The 19,284-nt window shown below is 70.8% G+C and carries 16 protein-coding genes, 1 tRNA gene and 1 pseudogene; 6 read left to right on the plus strand and 12 right to left on the minus strand.

The window, feature by feature from the left end; all coding sequences use genetic code 11:
• Window positions 1–43: 43 nt before the first annotated feature.
• On the plus strand, window positions 44–1,033 hold the full coding sequence (gene mgrA / locus ACSDG8_RS12095) for an L-glyceraldehyde 3-phosphate reductase (protein WP_210896471.1): 990 nt from the start codon (window positions 44–46) through the stop codon (window positions 1,031–1,033).
• 1 nt (window position 1,034) lies between these two features.
• On the opposite strand, the gene ACSDG8_RS12100 is transcribed toward mgrA, so the two are convergent.
• Entirely contained in the window at window positions 1,035–1,937 is a 903-nt protein-coding gene (locus ACSDG8_RS12100) for a lytic polysaccharide monooxygenase auxiliary activity family 9 protein (RefSeq protein WP_210896472.1), read from the minus strand.
• Window positions 1,938–2,092: 155 nt separating this feature from the next.
• On the opposite strand from ACSDG8_RS12100, the gene ACSDG8_RS12105 reads away from it, so the two are divergent.
• Window positions 2,093–4,345, plus strand: a complete 2,253-nt coding sequence (locus ACSDG8_RS12105; RefSeq protein ID WP_210896474.1) for a DUF4153 domain-containing protein — start codon at window positions 2,093–2,095, stop codon at window positions 4,343–4,345.
• Window positions 4,346–4,382: 37 nt separating this feature from the next.
• Here the strand turns inward: ACSDG8_RS12105 and ACSDG8_RS12110 are convergent, their stop codons facing one another.
• Together ACSDG8_RS12110 and ACSDG8_RS12115 are read right to left on the minus strand one after the other, a co-directional pair.
• Window positions 4,383–4,724, minus strand: a complete 342-nt coding sequence (locus ACSDG8_RS12110; RefSeq protein WP_210896477.1) for a VOC family protein — start codon at window positions 4,722–4,724, stop codon at window positions 4,383–4,385.
• Window positions 4,721–5,665 (minus strand): AraC family transcriptional regulator, encoded by a 945-nt coding sequence (locus ACSDG8_RS12115; protein WP_210896478.1) that lies wholly within the window; start codon window positions 5,663–5,665, stop codon window positions 4,721–4,723. Before ACSDG8_RS12115 ends, ACSDG8_RS12110 begins: the two co-directional genes overlap by 4 nt.
• 70 nt (window positions 5,666–5,735) lie before the next feature.
• On the opposite strand from ACSDG8_RS12115, the gene ACSDG8_RS12120 reads away from it, so the two are divergent.
• The gene (locus ACSDG8_RS12120; protein WP_439427881.1) at window positions 5,736–6,221 is read left to right on the plus strand and encodes an anthrone oxygenase family protein; all 486 of its coding nucleotides are present in this window, start codon (window positions 5,736–5,738) and stop codon (window positions 6,219–6,221) included.
• Window positions 6,222–6,225: 4 nt separating this feature from the next.
• Here ACSDG8_RS12120 and ACSDG8_RS12125 read toward each other — a convergent pair whose 3' ends face one another.
• A complete protein-coding gene (locus tag ACSDG8_RS12125; RefSeq protein WP_439427882.1) occupies window positions 6,226–6,750 on the minus strand; it encodes a GNAT family N-acetyltransferase in 525 nt (174 codons plus the stop codon).
• A 115-nt stretch (window positions 6,751–6,865) separates the two neighbouring features.
• On the minus strand, window positions 6,866–9,538 hold the full coding sequence (locus ACSDG8_RS12130) for a DEAD/DEAH box helicase (protein WP_439428042.1): 2,673 nt from the start codon (window positions 9,536–9,538) through the stop codon (window positions 6,866–6,868).
• Window positions 9,539–9,735: 197 nt separating this feature from the next.
• Here ACSDG8_RS12130 and ACSDG8_RS12135 point away from each other — a divergent pair, with 197 nt between their 5' ends.
• Entirely contained in the window at window positions 9,736–13,164 is a 3,429-nt protein-coding gene (locus tag ACSDG8_RS12135) for a helicase-related protein (RefSeq protein ID WP_439427883.1), read from the plus strand.
• A gap of 174 nt (window positions 13,165–13,338) precedes the next feature.
• Here the strand turns inward: ACSDG8_RS12135 and ACSDG8_RS12140 are convergent, their stop codons facing one another.
• The 6 genes and pseudogenes from ACSDG8_RS12140 to ACSDG8_RS12165 all read right to left on the minus strand — a co-directional run bounded on the left by ACSDG8_RS12140 (window position 13,339) and on the right by ACSDG8_RS12165 (window position 15,673).
• Window positions 13,339–13,755 carry a type II toxin-antitoxin system VapC family toxin gene (locus tag ACSDG8_RS12140; protein ID WP_439428043.1) on the minus strand — a complete coding sequence of 139 codons (417 nt, stop codon included), beginning with the start codon at window positions 13,753–13,755 and terminating at the stop codon, window positions 13,339–13,341.
• Window positions 13,737–13,991 (minus strand): FitA-like ribbon-helix-helix domain-containing protein, encoded by a 255-nt coding sequence (locus tag ACSDG8_RS12145; RefSeq protein ID WP_357470358.1) that lies wholly within the window; start codon window positions 13,989–13,991, stop codon window positions 13,737–13,739. Before ACSDG8_RS12145 ends, ACSDG8_RS12140 begins: the two co-directional genes overlap by 19 nt.
• 126 nt (window positions 13,992–14,117) lie before the next feature.
• Window positions 14,118–14,257 (minus strand): annotated as a pseudogene (locus tag ACSDG8_RS12150) (IS5/IS1182 family transposase); the annotation flags it as partial.
• 90 nt (window positions 14,258–14,347) lie between these two features.
• Window positions 14,348–14,803 carry a DUF3592 domain-containing protein gene (locus ACSDG8_RS12155; RefSeq protein WP_439427884.1) on the minus strand — a complete coding sequence of 152 codons (456 nt, stop codon included), beginning with the start codon at window positions 14,801–14,803 and terminating at the stop codon, window positions 14,348–14,350.
• A 116-nt stretch (window positions 14,804–14,919) separates the two neighbouring features.
• Window positions 14,920–14,992 (minus strand) — tRNA-Ala (locus ACSDG8_RS12160).
• A gap of 90 nt (window positions 14,993–15,082) precedes the next feature.
• Window positions 15,083–15,673: a YqgE/AlgH family protein gene (locus tag ACSDG8_RS12165; RefSeq protein ID WP_210942765.1), complete on the minus strand. Its 591-nt coding sequence runs from the start codon at window positions 15,671–15,673 to the stop codon at window positions 15,083–15,085.
• 148 nt (window positions 15,674–15,821) lie between these two features.
• Here ACSDG8_RS12165 and ACSDG8_RS12170 point away from each other — a divergent pair, with 148 nt between their 5' ends.
• Window positions 15,822–16,622, plus strand: coding sequence for an S-methyl-5'-thioadenosine phosphorylase (locus tag ACSDG8_RS12170; protein WP_210896488.1), 801 nt, complete (start codon window positions 15,822–15,824; stop codon window positions 16,620–16,622).
• Window positions 16,623–16,731: 109 nt separating this feature from the next.
• On the plus strand, window positions 16,732–18,324 hold the full coding sequence (gene mdlC / locus ACSDG8_RS12175) for a benzoylformate decarboxylase (protein ID WP_210896490.1): 1,593 nt from the start codon (window positions 16,732–16,734) through the stop codon (window positions 18,322–18,324).
• A gap of 3 nt (window positions 18,325–18,327) precedes the next feature.
• Here the strand turns inward: mdlC and ACSDG8_RS12180 are convergent, their stop codons facing one another.
• Window positions 18,328–19,272, minus strand: coding sequence for a hypothetical protein (locus tag ACSDG8_RS12180; RefSeq protein ID WP_210896492.1), 945 nt, complete (start codon window positions 19,270–19,272; stop codon window positions 18,328–18,330).
• Window positions 19,273–19,284: the final 12 nt, after the last annotated feature.

The following is a 19,284-nucleotide window of genomic DNA, read 5'->3' on the forward strand; positions in this document are numbered from 1 at the left end:
CCGCGCCGCGGCGACCGCACTCCGGTGCGGACAGAATGGCCTGGTGACATACCTCGCCAGCGACGACCGTTACCACGAGATGATCTACCGGCGCAGCGGCCGGAGCGGGCTGAAGCTGCCCGTCATCTCCCTCGGCCTGTGGCACAACTTCGGACCGGACCGCCCCTTCGAGCGGCAGCGCGACATCGTCCGCCGCGCCTTCGACCTCGGCATCACCCACTTCGACCTCGCGAACAACTACGGGCCGCCGCCCGGTTCGGCGGAGGAGAACTTCGGCCGGCTGCTCGCCGGCGACCTGAAGCCGTACCGGGACGAGCTGGTGATCTCCAGCAAGGCCGGATATCTGATGTGGCCCGGCCCGTACGGCGAGTGGGGCTCGCGCAAGTACCTGATCTCGTCGCTGGACCAGTCGCTGCGCCGCCTCGGGCTGGACTACGTCGACGTCTTCTACTCGCACCGGTTCGACCCGGACACTCCGCTGGAGGAGACGATGGGCGCGCTCGACGCGATCGTCCGCTCCGGCAAGGCGCTCTACGTGGGCATCTCCAACTACGACTCGGAGCAGACCGAGCGGGCCGCCGAGATCCTGCGCGACCTGGGTACGCCGCTGCTGATCAACCAGCCGTCGTACTCGATGATGAACCGCTGGACGGAGAGCGACGGCCTGCTGGACACGCTGGAGCGCGTCGGCGCCGGCTGCATCGCCTACAGCCCGCTCGCCCAGGGCCTGCTCACCGACCGTTACCTGAAGGGCATCCCGGCCGACTCCCGGGTACGCACGAGCGTCTTCCTCAACGAGAGCGACCTCGACGAGGAGACGATGGCGACGGTCCGCGGGCTCGCCGCGGTGGCCGAGCGGCGCGGCCAGACGCTCGCGCAGCTCGCCCTCGCCTGGGCGCTGCGCGACCCGCGCATGACCAGCCTCATCATCGGCGCGAGCAGCGTGACCCAGCTGGAGGGCAACGTGGCCGCGCTGGACAACCTCGACCTCGCCGGTGACGATCTGGCCGAGATCGAGGGCCTGCTCGGCTGACTCACCAGATCCGGCGCCGCCCGGCGCGGTGGTTGCGGACACCGCACGGCCGCCCGGGCGGCGGGCCGCCGGTCCGGCTCAGCCGCAGCCCGACCACTGCCGCCGCGAGCAGCGCCACGACGAGCGCCGCCGCGCCGAGCACGAGCGGCCGGGACAGCGGTCCGCCGTCGGTCACCGCCGCGACCGGCACCGCCGACTCGTCGTCGGTCGCCGCCCCGGCGAGGGTACGCGGAGGCGACGCGCTCGCCTTCGGCGCTGCCGGTGACGCGTCCGACTCACCACGGGCCGCCCGGAAGATCACGTCCGAGCAGGAGTAGTAGGTGTCCTGGGTGTCCGAGTTCTGCCAGATGACGTAGACGACGTGCCGGCCGGTGCGGTCGGCCGGCAGCCGGCCACGCATCTCGTACGCGCCGGAGCGGATCGGCGGGTCGGTGACCTGAAGGAACGGCTTCTTCTCCAGGTCCGCCCAGGTCAGCCGCCGCTGCGGCGAGTACGAGCCGGTGGTGACGTAGTACCGGAACGTGCCCTGGTGCGGAATGGTGGTGCGGTAGCGGAACGTGTGCCGGGCACCGGCGGTGAGCGTGGTGGCCGGCCAGTCGGCGCGCGGCAGGTCCAGCCCCCGGTACGCGGACAGCCCGCCGCTGCACAGTTCCCCGTCCGGGATGCGTTCCCGATCCCGCCCGTCGACGCGGGCCACCCGGATGTTGTCCCACTCGCGTACCGCCGCGCCGGCGGCGATCGCGGCCCGGCACGCGGGTGTCTGCGCCCGGCCACCCTCCGGCCCGCACGCGGCGGCCCGGCTCAGCGGGCTGGTCGGCGCACCGTGCGCGCCGGCCGGTGTGGCGCCGAGCGGCACCGTCACGGCGACGGCGGCGAGCGCGGCGAGCGCGCGGCGTGCGGCCATGTGATCGACCTCCTGCGCACTGGTACGGCCGCGAGGCGCCAAAGGTTCGATCCGCGCCGATCGGCCGGTCCGGCGTGACCGAACGGACATCCGGGGCGGCGGGGCGCGTACGGGGGGACCTAGAGTGACGAAACCCTGTGATCGAGGAGCATCCCTTGCCCGAGCCGGAACCGTCCCCCGAGCCGCCCCGCGCCGCCCCTGCGGACGGGCCGACGACGGGCGACGTCCCACCTGCCCCCCAGCCGTATCTGCTGGTCGTGCCCACCATGGAGGGCGCGCCCCCGCCGGTGCCCTGGCCCGGCGCGGAGGGGCAGCCCGGCTGGGCGATTCCGGTCACCGTCCCGCCCGGCACCCAGGGGTACGCGCTGTTCGTCCCGCTGGTGCCGGCGACCGGCCAGCCGCAGGCGGTGCCCGCCCAGGCGACAGCGCCCGCCGTCGAACGCTCTCCGATGGAGGGTGCTCCCGACCGCCCCGTCGCCGCCACCCCGGACGCCGCTCCGGCAGCCCGGTCTGGCGCCAACCCGGCCGACGGAACCCCCTCGGCCGCCGGGGACGCCGCACCGGCGAGTCCGTCCACGTCGGGCACCGGCACGGCGGCTCCGGCCACCGGTTCGCCTGCCGCGCCGGACTCTTCCCCGTCCGGCAGTCCGGCCGCCGCCCAGGCGGGTACGGCCGGCTCCGCAGCGGCCGGCACCCCCTCCAGCCCGCAACCCGCCACGGCCGCCCCCGGCACGTCGGATGCCCCGAACCCGCAGGCCGGTTCCGGCGCGCCCGGTGCGCCGCACGCTCCAGGCATGCCGCCGCATCCCGGTCGGCCGATGGGCGCGCCGCCGTACCCCGGTGCGGGATGGACCGGTCACCCGCAGGCGCCGGTCTGGGCGCCGCGACCGCCGGTGCCGCGCACCTCGTTCCTCGGCGCGCGGTGGCCCGGCCCCAAGAAGGCGACCGGCCGGGCCGCGCCGCTCGCGGTGCTGGCCGGCGCGGTCGGCAGCGCGGTCTTCGTGCCGCTGGGCCGGGTCGGCGTCGGCTGGTTCCTGGGGTGGCTCACGCTCACTGTCGCGGTGGTGCTGGCGGTCCGGGCGAAGACCGCCGACCTGCCTCGCGGCGACCGGCTCATCCGGGCCGGATGGGCGGCGGCCGCGCTGGCCCTGATGGCCGTGCCGGCGTTCCGCAACGCCTGGTGGCTCGTGACGTTCTGCGTGCTCGGCGCGCTCGGCTGCGCCACGCTCGCGATCATCGGTGGGCGGCTGGTGCGGTCGATCCTGTTCGGCCTGGTCGCCACGCCGTTCGCGGCGCTGCGCGGCCTGCCCTGGGTACGCCGGCACGTCACCGCCTCGGCGTCGGCGGCGACGGTGAGCAAGGTGACCGTCTCGGTGGTCGCCACGGTCGTGGTGCTCGTGGTCTTCGGCAGTCTGCTCGCCTCCGCCGACGCGGCGTTCTCCGAGGCGCTCGGCTCGCTCGTTCCCGAGACAAACATGGATTCGGTGTTCAGCGGGGTGTTCCTCGCAGTGGTGGGCGGGCTGATCGCGGTCGCCGCGCTCTACACGCTCGCCGCGCCGCCCGACCTGTCCACCGTGGATCGTGACGGTGAGCGACGGATCGGCCTGCTGGAGTGGGCCCCGGCCATCGGCGCGCTCGTCCTGCTGTTCGCCGGGTTCGTGGTGGTGCAGTTCACTGTGCTCTTCGGCGGGCAGCGGCACGTGCAGCGCGTCGCCGGTCTCAGCTACGCCGAGTACGCGCGCAGCGGCTTCTGGCAGCTGCTCTTCGTCACGCTGCTGACGGTGGCGGTGCTCGGTGGCGTGGGCCGCTGGGCCCGCCGGGAGCGGCCGGTCGAGCGCGTCCTGCTGCGTGTGCTGCTCGGGCTGATCAGCGCGCTGAGCGTGGTGATCGTGGCGTCGGCGCTGTCCCGGATGTGGACGTATCAGAAGGTCTACAGCTTCACCGGTGAGCGGATCTTCGTGATGGCGTTCGAGATGCTGCTCGGCACGGTCTTCCTGATGATCATCCTGGCCGGTGTCCGGTTCAAGGGCCGGTGGATTCCCGGCGCCACTGTCGCGCTGGCGGTGGCGATGCTGCTCGGCCTGGCGGTGCTCAACCCGGAGGCCTACGTCGCGAAGCGCAACGCGCTGCGGTACGAGCAGACCGGCAAGATCGACGCCTGGTATCTGCGGGCGCTGTCCGCCGACGCGACGCCGACGCTCGCCAAGCTGCCCGACCCGGTACGCCGGTGCACGCTGAGCTGGATCGCCGACGACCTCGCCGAGCCCGACCCCTGGTACGCCTGGAACCTGGGCCGCCAGCGCGCGCGTAAGGCACTGGAGCAGGCCGGGCCGGCTGCGGTCGGCGGCCCGAAGGACTGCCGCCGCGCGGACCAGTTCGACCTGCCGAAGACGCGCAGCCCACGCTGACGCCCGCCTGACCGGGCCGCGGATCGCCGCGGTCCGGTCAGGCGGGGGCGCCGCCGAAGCCGATCTCGTTGCCGTCCGGGTCGTGGAAGATCGCCTTCCGGACGCCGTTGTCGTAGGTCTCCTGCGCGGCCGGCTCCAGCCCGCGGGCGGCGATCGCCGCGACGCGGGAGTCGAAGTCCTCGACGAAGATCGTCTGCATGGCGTGACCGGCGTGGCCGGGCCGCACCTCGATGTAGAGGTAGCGGTGCTCGGCCAGCTCCCACACCGCCTCGTGGTCGTTGGGCAGGAACTGCGGCGGGGCACCGAACAGCCGCTCGTACCAGGCCGTCGACACGGCGAGATCACTGATCGGGACGCCGGCGAACAGGTCGACAGTCATCCGGCCAATCTAGCCGCGTCGACGTGCCCGCGTGGGCTCACGCCGTACCGGCGCTTGAACGCCGTACTCAGGGCGAACGAGCTGCCGTAGCCGACCCGGCGGGCCACCGCGCCCACTGTGGCGCCGGGCTCGCGGAGCAGGTCGGCCGCGAGCGCCAGCCGCCAACCCGTCAGGTACGACATGGGCGGCTCGCCGACCAGCGCGGTGAAGCGCCGCGCCAGCGCCGCCCGCGACAACCCCACCTCGGCGGCCAGTGACGCCACCGTCCACTGCCGGGCCGGGTCGTGGTGCAGCATCCGCAGCGCGCGGCCGACCACCGGATCGGCGTACGCCCGGTACCAGGCGGGCGCGGCGGCGCCCGGCCGGGCGAACCACTCCCGCAGCGCGGCGATGAGCAGCAGGTCGAGCAGGCGATCCAGCACCGCCTCCTGGCCCGGGTCGTCCTTGACGATCTCGTCGGCCAGCAGCGGCACGAGCGGCGTGTCCCAGGACTCGCGGCGGACCACCGCCAGCGGCGGCAACGCGTCCAGCAGCCTTCGACCGACAGTGCCCCGCACCGGGTACGTGCCGGTGAGCAGCACGGTCCGGCCGTCCGGCCCGTTGCCCCAGGTGCGTACGCCCCACCGCGTCATCGCGAACAGCTCGCGCCCGTCCGGCGTGGTGCAGCGCTGGCCCGGGTGCACGACCACCTGCGGCGCCGTGGCCGGGTCGTCCGCCACCGTGTACGGGGCCGGGCCGCGCACGATCGCCACGTCACCGTCGCCGAGCCGCGCGGCCTCCGCCTCCTCGGGCACGATCCAGGCGTCCCCGCGCACCACGGCGACCAGCGTGAGCGGCGCCTCGTCCCGGATCAGCATCGACCAGGGCGGCGTGAGGATCGAACGCAGCAGGAAGGCGCCCCGGGCCCGGGGGCCGTCGAGCAGACCGGAGACGGCGTCCACGAGACGATTGAACACAGGATCGCGCGTCCTGACCATGGGCCGTCTCACCGTACGGCGGTTCGATGAGGACATGCGACTCGTACAACAACTGACGCTGGTCGGCGCCACAGTCGGGGCCGGGCTGATGGCGGGCCTGTTCGCCGCGTTCGCGTACGCGGTGATGCCGGCGCTGCGCGGCGCGGACGACCGCACGTTCGTGGACGCCATGCAGCGCATCAACGTCACCATCGTCAACGGCTGGTTCCTGCTGGCCTTCCTGGGTACGCCGGTGCTGGCCGCGCTCGCGGCGATGCTGGCGTGGCGGGGTGCGGCCCGGCCTGCGCTGCCGTGGATCGTCGCCGGGCTCGCCCTGTACCTGGTGATGTTCGTCGTCACCGTGGCGGTGAACGTGCCGCTGAACGACGCGCTCGCGGCGGGCGCGGCCGATCCCGGTGCGGCACGGGAGCGCTTCGAGTCCGCCTGGGTCACCTGGAACGTGGTCCGGACGCTGGCGAGCACTGCGGGGTTCGGCGCGCTGTGCTGGGCACTTGTGCTCGCCGGCCGCGCGACGGGTTGAGCGGCTACGGCTTGTCTTCGACCAACGGCAGGTAGCTCTCCGGCAGCCAGCGGACGACCACCTTCGGGAAGAGCGCTCCGCCGAGCCGGCGGTAGAAGCGCTGTGCCGCCTCGTTCTCCGGCTTCACCTCCCACCGGATGACGAGCCGGTCGGCGGCGGCCCGCTCGGCCAGCGCGGTCATCAGCCGTCGGCCCACGCCGCCGTCGCGTGCCTCGGCGCGGACGAACGGGTCGTCGAGCGCGAGGATGTCCTCACCGCTCCACATGTGCAGCCGCCGCTGCGCGGAGACGTAGCCGAGCGTCTCACCGTTCCGCTCGGCCAGGAGGACCGTCACGTCGGCGCGGCCGAGCACCTCACGCCACCGCTCGGGAGTGGCGCCGACGTGCTCGCTCTCCCCCTCGTGGGCCGCGATCTCCCGAACCAGGGCGTCCACCGCACCCGCGTCGTCCGGACCGGCCTGGCGGATGCGGATGGCGTCGTTCACGGTGCTCTCCCACATGGTCAGGTCACGGGCGATGCTTATGATCATCCCCCGGAGCCATCACGATGATCCGACTCTCGGGCCGAGGCTGCTGCCGTCAGGACGCCGCGAGGCTCGCGTTAAAGCGGTCACGGACTCGTCCCGCCGTTCTGCGCTCGATGCGTTACCCGGCCGCGTCAGTCTGCGCGGGAGCACGGCCGGAAAGGCGTTGACGCTCGGCTGCCACGACCTGCCGGACGAGCTCCGCCTCAGACAAGTCCACCGCCTCCGGGCTCGAGTCCGCCATGTCGCTGACCCGGGCGAACTCGTCGAATATCTGCTTCTTTCGCGCCAGTATTTCGGTGATCCGCTGGTCGACACCGTCCTCGGAAAGGAGCCGGTGGACCTGAACAGACTGCACCTGTGCCATTCGATGCGCACGCGCGATGGCCTGCGCCTCGGTGGTTGGCTTGAGCTGTGGTTCACAGATGACGACGACGGAGGCGGACTGGATGTTGAGCCCGACGCCGCCGGCGACGATCTGGGCAACGAGGACGGCCCCATGCCGGGCGGACGAGAACTGGTCCACCATCTGCTGCCGTTGGGCGGCTGGTACAGAGCCGGTAAGCGGCCCGAACACCGGCCCGGGCAACGACCGGGCCACGAGGCCTAGCACCTCCCTGAAGTGGGAGAAGACGATGACACGGCGCTCGTTCTCCTCTGCTTCGCGGACGATCTCGATCAGGCGCTGCATCTTGGTGGACTGAGCGCCTTCGAGCATCGCCGCTTGACGCATCTCCATGAAGTTTCCACGCTCGACCGCACCTCGATAGCGGGAGCTGTCCGCGCCGGAGAGCGGCAACCATTCCTCGACCTCGATGAGTTCCGGGAGCTCGGTCAATACGTCTTCCTGATTCCGGCGTAGGTATGCCGGCGCGATCTGTCGACGGAAGGTGCGCGGCGACAAGTCACTGGCCTCCACAGTCAGATCAGGGCGTACGTAGGAGGCGAGGTTGCGGAACTCGTCGACCCTGTTCTCCAAAGGAGTACCGGTGAGCAGGATCGCGCGTTCCGACCTCTCCACCAGTCGCTTGGTTCGGATCGTCCGTTGCGCTTGAGGGTTCTTGATGTAGTGCGCCTCGTCAACGACGACACATGCGAGGTCGCGGAGGTCCCGCAGCGCGCGTTCCCACCACGCCAGGGTTTCGTACGTGGTCACGGCGACACCGCCGTCCCGCACCCATGTCCGGGCTGCGCGTTCGCGCTCCGGCCCGTGGACTCTGCACACTCTCAACTTCGATTTGCTGGAGACCTCCCGGACCCAGTTGGTCACCACTGCGGCCGGGCAGACGACCAGGAAATGTGTCTTCCCTCTGCTGTGCAGGTGAGCGAGGACCGCTATCGCTTCGACGGTCTTACCGAGCCCCATCTCGTCCCCGATGATGACCTTGCGCTGCACGAGCGCGAACCGGGCTCCGAAGCTCTGGTAGCCACGCAGCGACGCCGTCAGATGTTCGCCGTCGAGTGCCTGGTCACGTACCGCCTGGATGATCTCCTCCGGAAGATCACCCTGCGACGCCTTTTCGTCCTCGATGACGAAGCCCAACTCGGCGAGCATGGCGAAGTAGTCGGCGGGTCGAGCGAGGAAGTCATCCCACGGGTCCGCGCCGCCGTTCCTCCGGCTCGACCCCGACGACATACCCAGCAGTTCGGCTCGCCTTTTGACGACCTGGATACTCTCGGCGAGCCCAGCGGCAGCGAGTTGCCTGCTTGGGATCACCAGAAGTTGGATGGTCTCCCTATTGATCGCTGCTCTTAGCGGCGCAAGTTCTGATGCACGTTCGAGGTCCGCGGCCGCGCCCCGGGTCTGACGGCACGAATCCCATTCGGCGAGGCGGCGCAGCAGCTGGGTAGTCTCGGAATGGCGGTGGTTGATGTCGATGCGGACGGGCATCTCGTCGTACGTCGTCTGCCACAGTGTTTGCGCGGCGCCGAGCATGCGGCGAGCGGAGGTTTCGCCGACGCCTGGTAGCGCCTGAAGAGACAAACCTGAGTCCAGAACATCCTGCACCGTGCTGACACCCGCCCCGGCGAGCGGACCGAGCCGAAGACGATCGCGGGTAGCGGCCTTCAAGGCGTCCACGGGCATCTGGCGCAGGATCCGTTGGACCTCGGCCCGTCTCACCTTCTCACCTGCTTTGTGAGCCGCCGCTTTGTACGAGGCTTCGCCTGCGACGGTCTTCGCGATGGCGTCGAGCGCTTCTGGCAGCCCGCCAAAAACGGGCCGGTCGAGGATCTCGGGTGCCGGACCTGTCCGTTCGGAAACCAGACTGAAGCGGAGGTCGGGGTCGAGCAATCTCTGAAACCCGAGCCTCCGAGGGTCGACGGGCGCGGTGAAGGCACCAAGTCGTTCCAGTCGACCGGGGCCGTTGCCGCGAAGAAATGCCGCATGATGACGACGCAGTAACTCGCCGGCCGCCTCCGCCGATTGTTTCTTCGCCGCACTGGCGAAGAAACGTCGGACCCCGAGCATCGGTGCGACCTGGGTGAGAGCGTTGGGCGCGTCCGACGTGAGGATGCGCATGAGCATTCGGTCGGCAGCAGTGTGCTCCGGCAGTGTGGCCCGCTCCCACAGGCGCCTGACGACCCCGACGTCACTCCTGCGAAGTGGGAGCACACGCCAGGCGGCCTGCCCGGCCCAACCGAGCATGACAATGCGTGACTGCAGGGCCTGCTCATCTCGGCCGGCTGCCTCGCGGACAGCCCGGTGCCAGTTCTGCACGTCCTCGGCTCGGTGACTCCACTGACTGAAGTCCGTCGCGAGGCGACGAATCTCTTCGCGCTCCGTCTTGTTCATGCTCACCGCAGATATCGAGGGGGTTTAGGGACGGTATCGTAGTCGGCCCCTTACACGAGCGGGACCTCCGAAAGCAGCTGTCGGGAAACCGACCCAGGACAAGTACAGCCCTTACGGGCCTGGTGCTGCTCTTGAGCTCGTCAGTAGTGTCGACGCTCGTCGTCAAGCTCTGCGGGCTGTCGAGCTGGAGGTGACTGGTGCGGCTCGAGGATCTCTCGTCCGGTCTCCGGTTGGCCGGTGTGGTCCCTGGCGAGACGGTCTCGGTCCTGGCCGCCCAGTGGCACGGCTCCGATGCTGTCGAGCTGACCTACAAGACGCTCGACGGAGGTCTACGTCAGCAAGTGCTGTTCCGGACCGATGAGTCCAGGCTGAGCCTGTCAGACGCGGGCAGCCGTCCGTTCGACGCGGACGCTCAAGAGTTCCGGCTGGTCGCGGAGGCACAGCGAATCTCCCTGGCCGGGTTGTTCGATCCGATGCTGGCAGTGGCGACAAGCGACGTGCAGCCACTGCCCCACCAGATCCGGGCCGTCTACGGCGAGATGCTCGATCGCATGCCGCTGCGCTTCCTCCTGGCCGACGACCCCGGCGCCGGTAAGACAATCATGGCGGGTCTATACATCAAGGAACTCCTGCTCCGCGACGACGTGAAGCGCTGCCTGATCGTCGCGCCCGGAGGGCTGGTTGACCAGTGGCAGGACGAGCTGTACTTCAAGTTCGGCCTACGTTTCGACATCCTCACCACGGCCATGGTCGACGCTGCACTCGGGCAGAGTGTGTTCGAGCAGTACCCGCTGCTCATCGCGCGGATGGACCAGCTCGCCCGTAACGAGGACCTGGCCGCCCACCTCGACGACGCCGAGTTCGATCTGGTCGTCGTCGACGAGGCCCACCGGATGGGCGCACACTACTTCGGCGGCAAGCTCAACAAGACCCGGCGTTTCCAGCTCGGTGAGAACCTGCGCGACCGCACCCGCCACCTGCTGCTGATGACGGCCACCCCGCACGCCGGCAAGGAGGAGGACTTCCAGTTATTCCTCACCCTGCTCGAGCGCGACGGCTTCGAAGGCAAGTTCAAGGCCGGCGTCCACAACCCGGACACCAGCGGGCTCATGCGGCGCATGGTCAAGGAGGATCTCCTCACCATCGAGGGTAAGCCACTCTTTCCAGAGCGCATCGCCCAAACCGTTCCCTACAAACTCACCACGGACGAGCAGGATCTCTACGAGCGCGTCACCGAGTACGTACGCGAAGGGATGAACCGGGCCGCACGGCTGGACGACAAGCGACGCAACACCGTCGGCTTCGCTCTCACGGTGCTCCAAAGGCGCCTGGCCTCCAGCCCTGAGGCGATCTATCAGTCGCTGGTCCGACGTGCTGAACGACTCAAGCGCCGCCGGGACGACCTGCTCCACGGCCGCGGTGTGGGTGACGAACTCGCCCCGATCGACCCGCGTGACCTGGACAGCGACCAGCACAGCGCCGAGGAGGTCGAGCAGATCGAGGAGGAACTGCTCGACGCGGCCACAGCGGCTCGCACCATCGAGGAGCTCAATGTCGAGCTGGCCGACCTCGACAAGCTCGTCCACGTCGCCCGCTGGGTCCGCAACCTCAACACCGACCGCAAGTGGGCCGAGCTGCGCAAGATCCTTCAGGACAACGATCTCATCCACCCCGGCGCCGAGAAACCTCGCAAGCTGATCATCTTCACCGAGCACCGCGACACCCTCGACTACCTGGCCCGCAAAATCCGCTCGCTTCTGGGCAGGCCGGAGACGGTTCGGGCGATCCACGGCGGCGTCCGGCGCGCCGACCGGCGGGTTATCACCGAGGAGTTCACCAAGAACCCCACCTGCCAGGTACTCCTGGCCACCGACGCGGCCGGTGAAGGCCTCAACCTCCAGGCCGCTCACCTGATGGTCAACTACGACCTCCCGTGGAACCCCAACCGCATCGAGCAGCGGTTCGGCCGCGTCCACCGCATCGGCCAGACCGAGGTGTGCCGCCTGTGGAACCTGGTGGCTGCCAACACCCGAGAGGGCGAGGTCTTCACCCGGCTGCTGCAGAAGGTCGAGGAGCAGCGCAAGGCCTACGGCGGCAAGGTTTTCGACGTCCTGGGCGCTGCCTTCGACGAGACACCGCTGCGCGAGCTGCTGATCGAGGCCATCCGGTACGGCGACCTGCCCGAGACCCGGGCCAAGATGGAACAGGTCATCGATGCCTCCGTCGCCCACGGTCTCAAGGAACTCCTGGAGGAACGCGCCCTCACCCACGAGGCCATGTCAGACACCGATCTAGCCCAGATGCAGCGGCTCATGGAGGAGGCCCGGGCCCGCAGGCTGCAGCCGCACTACATCGAGTGGGCGTTCCGCCTCGCCTTCCAGCGCCTCGGCGGCCGGCTCGCCCGACGTGAGCGCGGCCGATACGAGATCAGCCACGTCCCCCCGGCGGTATGTGCCGTCACCAGGCACGGCCCCGTCGCTACTCGCTATGAACGGGTCACGTTCGAGCTCGACCGCATCGACGTGCCCGACAAGCCCCGCGCCGACCTCCTCGCCCCCGGGCACCCGCTCCACGATGCCGTCGCCGAACTCACCATCACTCAGCTCCGACCCATGCTGGAGCGAGGCACCATCCTGGTCTCACCCGAGGTCGAGGAGCCGACGCTGCTCGTCGGGGTGGTCGAGGAGGTCGCCGACGGCACCGGGGAGTCGATCGCACGCCGCTTCGGCTACGCCTACGTCGATGCTACGGGCCAGGTCACGCCCGCCGGACCGGCGCCATACCTGGACTGCGTGGCAGCCCCGCCGGCCCCCGCCGTGGCCGCAGCCAAGAAGCTGGCCTGGCTCGGTGATGCCGAGGCCAAGGGCCGGACCTGGATCATCGGCCACCAACTCAAGGACTACCTCGCCGAGGTCTCGCCCCGCCGGCTCGCCGAGATCGAGCGCACCCGGACGCGGGTCGACCAACGGCTGGCGTACGAGTCGAACCGCCTGATAAGCGAGGCGATCGCAGCCCAGGAGAAGGAGCAGGCCGGCGTCAAGCCGAAGGAGAGCTACGACAGCCTCCTGCGCAAGGCGCAAGAGCTCCAGGCTCGCCGAGACGCCCGCTTGGCGCTGCTCGATCAGCAGGCTCAGTTGGTCACGAAGCCGCCCCGCATCATGACCGCCGCGCTCGTGCTGCCGCTGAAGATGGTCGGGGTCGAAATCCCCGCCGACGCTCCGATCCACGCCAAGGAGACAAAGGCCGTTGAGCGGCGCGGCGTCGAGCTGGTGCTCGCTACCGAGCGTGCTCTCGGCCGGGAGCCACAGGAGCAGGCCTTCAACAATCCCGGGTACGACATCCTCTCCATCCCCACCGACGGAGGGCCTTCGATCCGTATCGAGGTCAAGGCACGGATCGAGGGTGCCAAGGACTTCTACGTCACTCACAACGAGGTTGTCACCGGCAAGAACGCCGTCCCCCACTACCGGCTTGCACTGGTCACCGTGAGCAAGGCCAGCCCAGAGTACGACCAGGTCCGGTACGTCGCCCATCCCTTCGCTGACGTCGAGTTCGGGGACCTTGCCGCGACTGGTGTTCGAGCCAGTTGGGTCAACACCTGGACCGCCGGCGACGCACCCTTCTGAGTCACAGCGCCCGTGGCAGGCTCGTGCGGTCGCTGGCCGCAGCGCGACCAGGTAGCTCCCGTGGGCGTGGGGCACGGAATCCCACGATGCGATAAGCGGAGACCTCAGACCGAAGAGCAATCAGCGGCGACCCGGACAAAGGGCACCGGGCCGATGATCCTCGGGCGACCATCGTCAGGACGCGGCGAGAAGTCGGATCTCGCAGCGGACGCCGCCAGCCTTGGCGAGCCGACCATCACTTGTCACGAGTGGGCAGGCCATCAGCTCCGCCGCCGCGACGTAAGCCGCGTCGTACGCCGTGACGTTGCCCCGCAACTGCCACATCCGGTCAAGCAGCACGGCGGCACCAACCTCGTCGATGACCAACGAGGGCAGGGTGTCGACCGCCTCCTGCGCCCGAGCAAGGCCAAGCTTCCCACCCAGGACCTTGCCTCTGATCACGGACATGACCTCGACCAACAGATGGCCCGGCGCGGCCCAGTGTGGATCTCTGGAGAGTTCCGCCCGCGCCACGTCGCCGACCGGCCCGTCGTCAACGAGGGCGTCGGCCAGAACCGACGCATCCACGACGATCACGCGGCGCTTCCCCAGGGTCCGCGCTGTTCCCGCTGCTCACTCAACTCGGCGGCACTCTCCCCCGGCAGTGAGCGAGCACCGTCCGATCGGCCGGCGAAGCGGTCAAGGGCTGCCGTGTTCCGCAGCCGTCGAGCCTGCACCTCCACCAACTCCAGCAGGTACGCCTGGAGTGACTGCCCGCGCGCCTTGGCTTGGGCGGCTAAGGCGTCTCGCACTTCCTCCGGTACGTCCCGAATCTGCAGAGCAACCATGCATTCATTATGCATGCAGCATCGCTCACTCGCCAGGAAAGACTCGAACCCTCGATCAACCGGTTCGCGTGACGGGTGGCCGATCGACCGCACATATCCCAGAGGGCGCCACGATCGCGTCTTGCCGTAGCGCCAAGCGGTGGTGACACCGATCTCGAATTCGGCGGCGAGACGAGTGCGGGTGTCGCCGTTGCGCACCGGGGATCGGCGCTGGCCCCGGTGCGCTCGGCGAGGTGGTTCAGGGCTCGTTGAGTGATTGACGAGATCCGTCGGAGGACGCAGAGGCGCACGCGGCCTACCACCTTTGACCATCCATGAGTCGGCAACTCCGCGCGGACCTGGGCCCGCCAGCCCACCTAATCGCGCCGGGGGCCCGTTCTGATCAGCGCGAGCGAGATCACGATCATGAGGGCACCGAAGACTTCCAGGACGGTCGGCGCCTGCAGGAGCAGATCCTCCGTCGCGTACCCGTCGGGCGTGGCAGCCCGGGTCGGATTCGTCCTGTCGACGCGTACGTCGAGCAACTCCCCGACGCGGAACCCACTCTCGTCGAGTTCGCTGGAGAACCGCTCCCGGTACTGCACGCCCTCGAACGTGTAGTCCACAGTCAACCTCGTGGCGGCGAACGAACGGCTGATCTTGAACCGTTCGACGTGGACCACTTGGCCTGTCGTCTCGGCGCCGACGCGAACCCGCTCGTCGATCGCCTCGTTCAGCCGAACGGTGAGCAGCATCCCCCCGCCGACCAGAAGAGTGCCCAGGATGACCACGACGACCAGCTTCAACTCTCGCCAGCCGAACGGGCTCTCCACCGGCCCTCCTCGCGCCTGGGGCGCCCGAGTGGGAGTACGGGGCACAACTGTAACCAGAAGGTCAAAAAGCGGCATTTCTCGTCGAGAAATGCCGCTTGACCTGCACAAGCACAAGGTGGAGCCGAGGGGACTCGAACCCCTGACCCCCACACTGCCAGTGTGGTGCGCTACCAGCTGCGCCACGGCCCCTTGCGGTCGTCCCCGGTCGCCCGGGCACGGGAAGAACTATACACACGCCGTCCCGCATGGTCATCTCGCGGGGGTCCCCCACCGAGGGGGTCAGTTCAGCGCCACGTCCGGCGGGAAGTGGGCCACCGCAGCCATCATGCCACCCTGCCGGCGCAGCACCATCGGCCAGAGATCATCCGGCCGGTCGACGAAGGCGTCACCGGGCAGCGCGTCGAGCACGAACCAGGAGCCTTCCTCGATCTCGCGCTCCACCTGCCCGGCGCCCCAGCCGGAGTAGCCGGCGAAGACACGGATCCCGCCGACGGACTCGCGCAGCTTCTCCGGGTCGACGGAGAGGTCGATGGTGCCGACCGCGCCGGAGACGCGGTGGAAGCCTTTGACCGGTCGGACGGGGTGCCGCATGCGGGCCAGGCAGATGGCGGAGTCGGGCTGCACGGGGCCGCCCTCGAACAGCACGGCCGGGTCGCGGGCCAGGTCGCTCCAGTCGCCGAGCACGTCGGCCACCGAGACCTCGGTGGCCCGGTTCAGCACCACCCCGAGAGCGCCGCCGGGTTCGTGGGCGACGAGCAGCACGACCGTACGGTCGAAGTTCGGATCCTTGAGCCCTGGTGTCGCGACCAGCAGTCGTCCGGTCATCGACTCCATGGCTCGGCCACCGATCGCCTGCCCCTCACTCTGCATGTCCGACACCCGTCAGCCGTGCGCCCGCGCGGGCCCGAGGCCGTCGACCGTCCATCCTGTCAACGCCATGTCACGCACCATAGCTTGCGTCCTGCCCGCTGGTTAAGGTCTGACGGCGGGTGATCACGACGGATCGAGGGAGGGCCGGATGGCGGCGCAGGCCGAACTGGCGGTGATCGGCGGATCGGGGCTCTACGCCCTGCTCGACGGGGTGGAACACGTGGTGGACACCCCGTACGGCGAGCCGTCGGGCCCGATCACCGTCGCCGAGGTGGGCGGTCGCCGGGTGGCGTTCCTGCCCCGGCACGGGCGCGATCACCGCTACCCGCCGCACCTGATCCCCTACCGGGCGAACCTGTGGGCGCTGCGGTCGCTGGGCGTACGCCAGGTGCTGGCACCCTGCGCGGTGGGCGGCCTGCGGCCGGAGCTGGGTCCGGGCACGTTCGTGGTGCCGGACCAGTTGATCGACCGCACCAGCGGGCGCGTGCAGACGTACTACGACCGGGGCGCGGTGCACGTGTCGTTCGCCGACCCGTACTGCCCGGCGGGGCGGCGCACGCTGCTGGACACGGCGGCCGGCCGTGGCGTGCCGGCGGTGGACGGCGGGACGGTGGTGGTGGTCGAGGGTCCGCGTTTCTCGACGCGGGCGGAGTCGCGCTGGTTCGCCTCGATGGGCGGCACGATCGTCAACATGACCGGCCACCCGGAGGCGGTGCTGGCCCGCGAGCTCGCGCTCTGCTACACGTCGATCGCGCTGGTGACGGACCTGGACGCGGGCGTCGAGGCGGGCGAGTCGGTCACCCACGAGGAGGTGTTCCGGGTCTTCGCGGAGAACACCGACCGGCTGCGCGGGCTGCTGCTGGACGCGGTCGCCGCGCTGCCGACCGAGCGGGAGTGCCAGTGCGGGAGCGCGCTGGACGGGATCAAGCTGCCGTTCCCGCTGCCCTGAGCGCGGGAAGCGCCCGAAAAGTCGACCTCGGCCCGATAGATTCGGCTGGTCGGGGGACAGGGCACCGGGCCGTCTCCGGCATCCGCATGGAGGACGGAGGCAGCCGGCGATGGCGACGGTGCGGGAGGCGACCTACGACCTGCTGCGCGCGCTCGGGCTGACCACTGTCTTCGGCAACCCCGGCTCGACCGAGGAGCCGTTCCTCCAGGAGTTCCCGGCCGACTTCCACTACGTGCACGCGCTCCAGGAGGCGTCGGCGGTCGCGATGGCCGACGGCTACGCCCAGGGCACCGGCCGGCCCGCGCACGTAAACCTGCACACCGCGCCGGGCACCGGCAACGGCATGGGCAACCTGGTCACCGCATGGCACAACCGGACCCCGCTGATCGTCAGCGCCGGCCAGCAGACCCGCGAGATGCTGCTGATCGAGCCGCGCCTGGCCAGCCCTCGGGCGGTCGAGCTGGCCCAGCCGTACGTCAAGTGGGCCCACGAGCCGGCCCGCGCGCAGGACATCCCTGCGGCCTTCATGCGGGCGTACGCCTCGGCGGTGCAGCCACCGGCCGGGCCGGTCTTCCTCTCTCTGCCGATGGACGACTGGGACCGCCCGGCCGACCCGCCGCCGCAGGTGCGTACCGTCGCCACCCGGATCGCGGCGGACCCGGACCGGCTGCGGAGCTTCGCCGACGCGCTGGCCGCGGCCCGCGCCCCGGCGCTGGTGCTCGGCGCGGCGGTGGACCGGTCGGACGCCTGGCCGGACGCGGTGGCGCTGGCCGAGCACCTGGCCGCCCCCGTGTGGGCCGCCCCGGCCCCGGAGCGGGCCGTGTTCCCCGAGCGGCATCCGCACTTCCGCGGCGTGCTGCCGTACGCGATCGGGCCCTTGTCGGAGGCGTTGCGCGGCCACGACGTGGTGCTGGTGGTGGGCGCGCCGGTGTTCCGCTACTACCCGCACGTGCCGGGCGAGTACCTGCCCGGCGACGCGCGGCTGCTGCACGTCACCGACGACCCGGACGAGGCGGCCCGCGCCCCGGTCGGGGACAGTCTGCTCGGCGACGCCCGCTTGACCATGTCCGCGCTGCGGGAGCTGCTGCCGGCCACCGACCGGCCGGCGCCGTCACCGCGCCCGCAGCCGGCGCCGCCCGAGCCGGCCGACCCGCCGAGCGCCGACGCGTTGTTCTCCGCGCTGGCAGCGGCGTGGCCGGAGGACGGCGTGCTGGTGCAGGAGTCGCCGTCCAACCTGGCCGCGCTGCGCCGCCGACTGCCGATCGAGCGGCCACGCTCGTACCTGACGATGGCCAGCGGCGGCCTCGGCTTCGGCCTGCCGGCGGCGGTCGGCATGGCGCTCGCCGAACGCGACACCGGGCGCGGCCGCCCGGTGGTCGCGGTGGTCGGCGACGGCTCGTTCCACTACTCGGTGCAGGCGCTGTGGACGGCGGCGCGGCTGCGGCTGCCGCTCGCCGTCGTGGTCCCGGTGAATCAGCAGTACGCGATCCTCAAGGCGTTCGCCGACCTCAAGCACACCCCTGGTGTGCCCGCGCTGGACCTGCCCGGGCTCGACGTGACGGCGGTGGCGCACGGCTACGGCTGCGCCGGTGAGGTGACCACGCTGGACGGGCTCGGTGCGGCGCTCGCCACAGCGCTCGCCACGGACCGGCCGACGGTGCTGCCGGTGGCGATCAGCACCGACGTGCCGCGGATCCTGTGAGCCTCAGCCGGGCTGGACGGTCAACGGGGCGCCGCTGCCGGCGTCGAGCACGACGCGTTCGCCGAGCGGCGCGCTGAGCGTGACGCTCACCGGCTTCATCACGAGCTGCATGGTGCACGGGCCGGTGGGCGGGACAACAGCGCCGCCGATCACCACCACATCCGGCCGTTCCAGCACCAGCGGCGTTGGCGGGCCGTCGCAGGCGCCGACGCCGAGCACGTAGTCGATCCGGTTGCCCTCGACCGCCCGCAGCTCCTGCGCCGACACCAGGCCCGCCGGCAGCGGCCGGTCAGGCACTGCGCCGCCGGGGACCCGGCCGGTCACGCGCGGCGCGACAGCAATCCGGGCCACGGGTACGGCCAGCTCGTCCACCGTGAACAGCCAGGCGGGCACCTCGGCGCGGCCCCGGCTGGTCCACACCGGCGCGCTGCCCAGCCGTACCCCGGTCACGGTGAGCGCCACGCACGCGCCCGGCGCCGACGTCGACACCGGGTCGTTCGGGCCGGGCCGCCCCGTCGGCGCCGGGTCCGGCGCGGCCGGGCGCCCGTCGCAGGGCGGCGGGTCGCCCTGGTGGAGTTCGGCGTACGCGTCGGCGGCGCTCACCAGCGGCACCCGCAGCGTGCCGTCGGGGAACCGGATCGTGCCGTCCTTCGGCACGGCGGCCGGGATCGGGATCTGGTCCCGGTACCACCCGGCCCCGAACGCCGTCTTCGTCTCGTCGGTGAAGCCCCCGTCGCCGGTGAGCACTGTGGCGTCCTGGAGCGGCACGTACCCGTCGCGCCAGCCCGGCACGGGCCGCCAGCCCGCTGCCACCTCCTGCGCCCGCTCGGTGAACGCGGGCCGCTGGTCCGGGCCGACCGGCGGGGCCACCCCCGGGTCGGCGCCGGGCGAGGCGCAGGCGGACAGGGCCAGCAACGAGATCCCGAGCAGGGCGACGACGCGACGCATAGGGGTTGGACG

Source organism: Micromonospora sp. LA-10 (assembly GCF_051853095.1).
GTDB classification, from domain to species: Bacteria; Actinomycetota; Actinomycetes; order Mycobacteriales; family Micromonosporaceae; genus Micromonospora; species Micromonospora echinospora_A.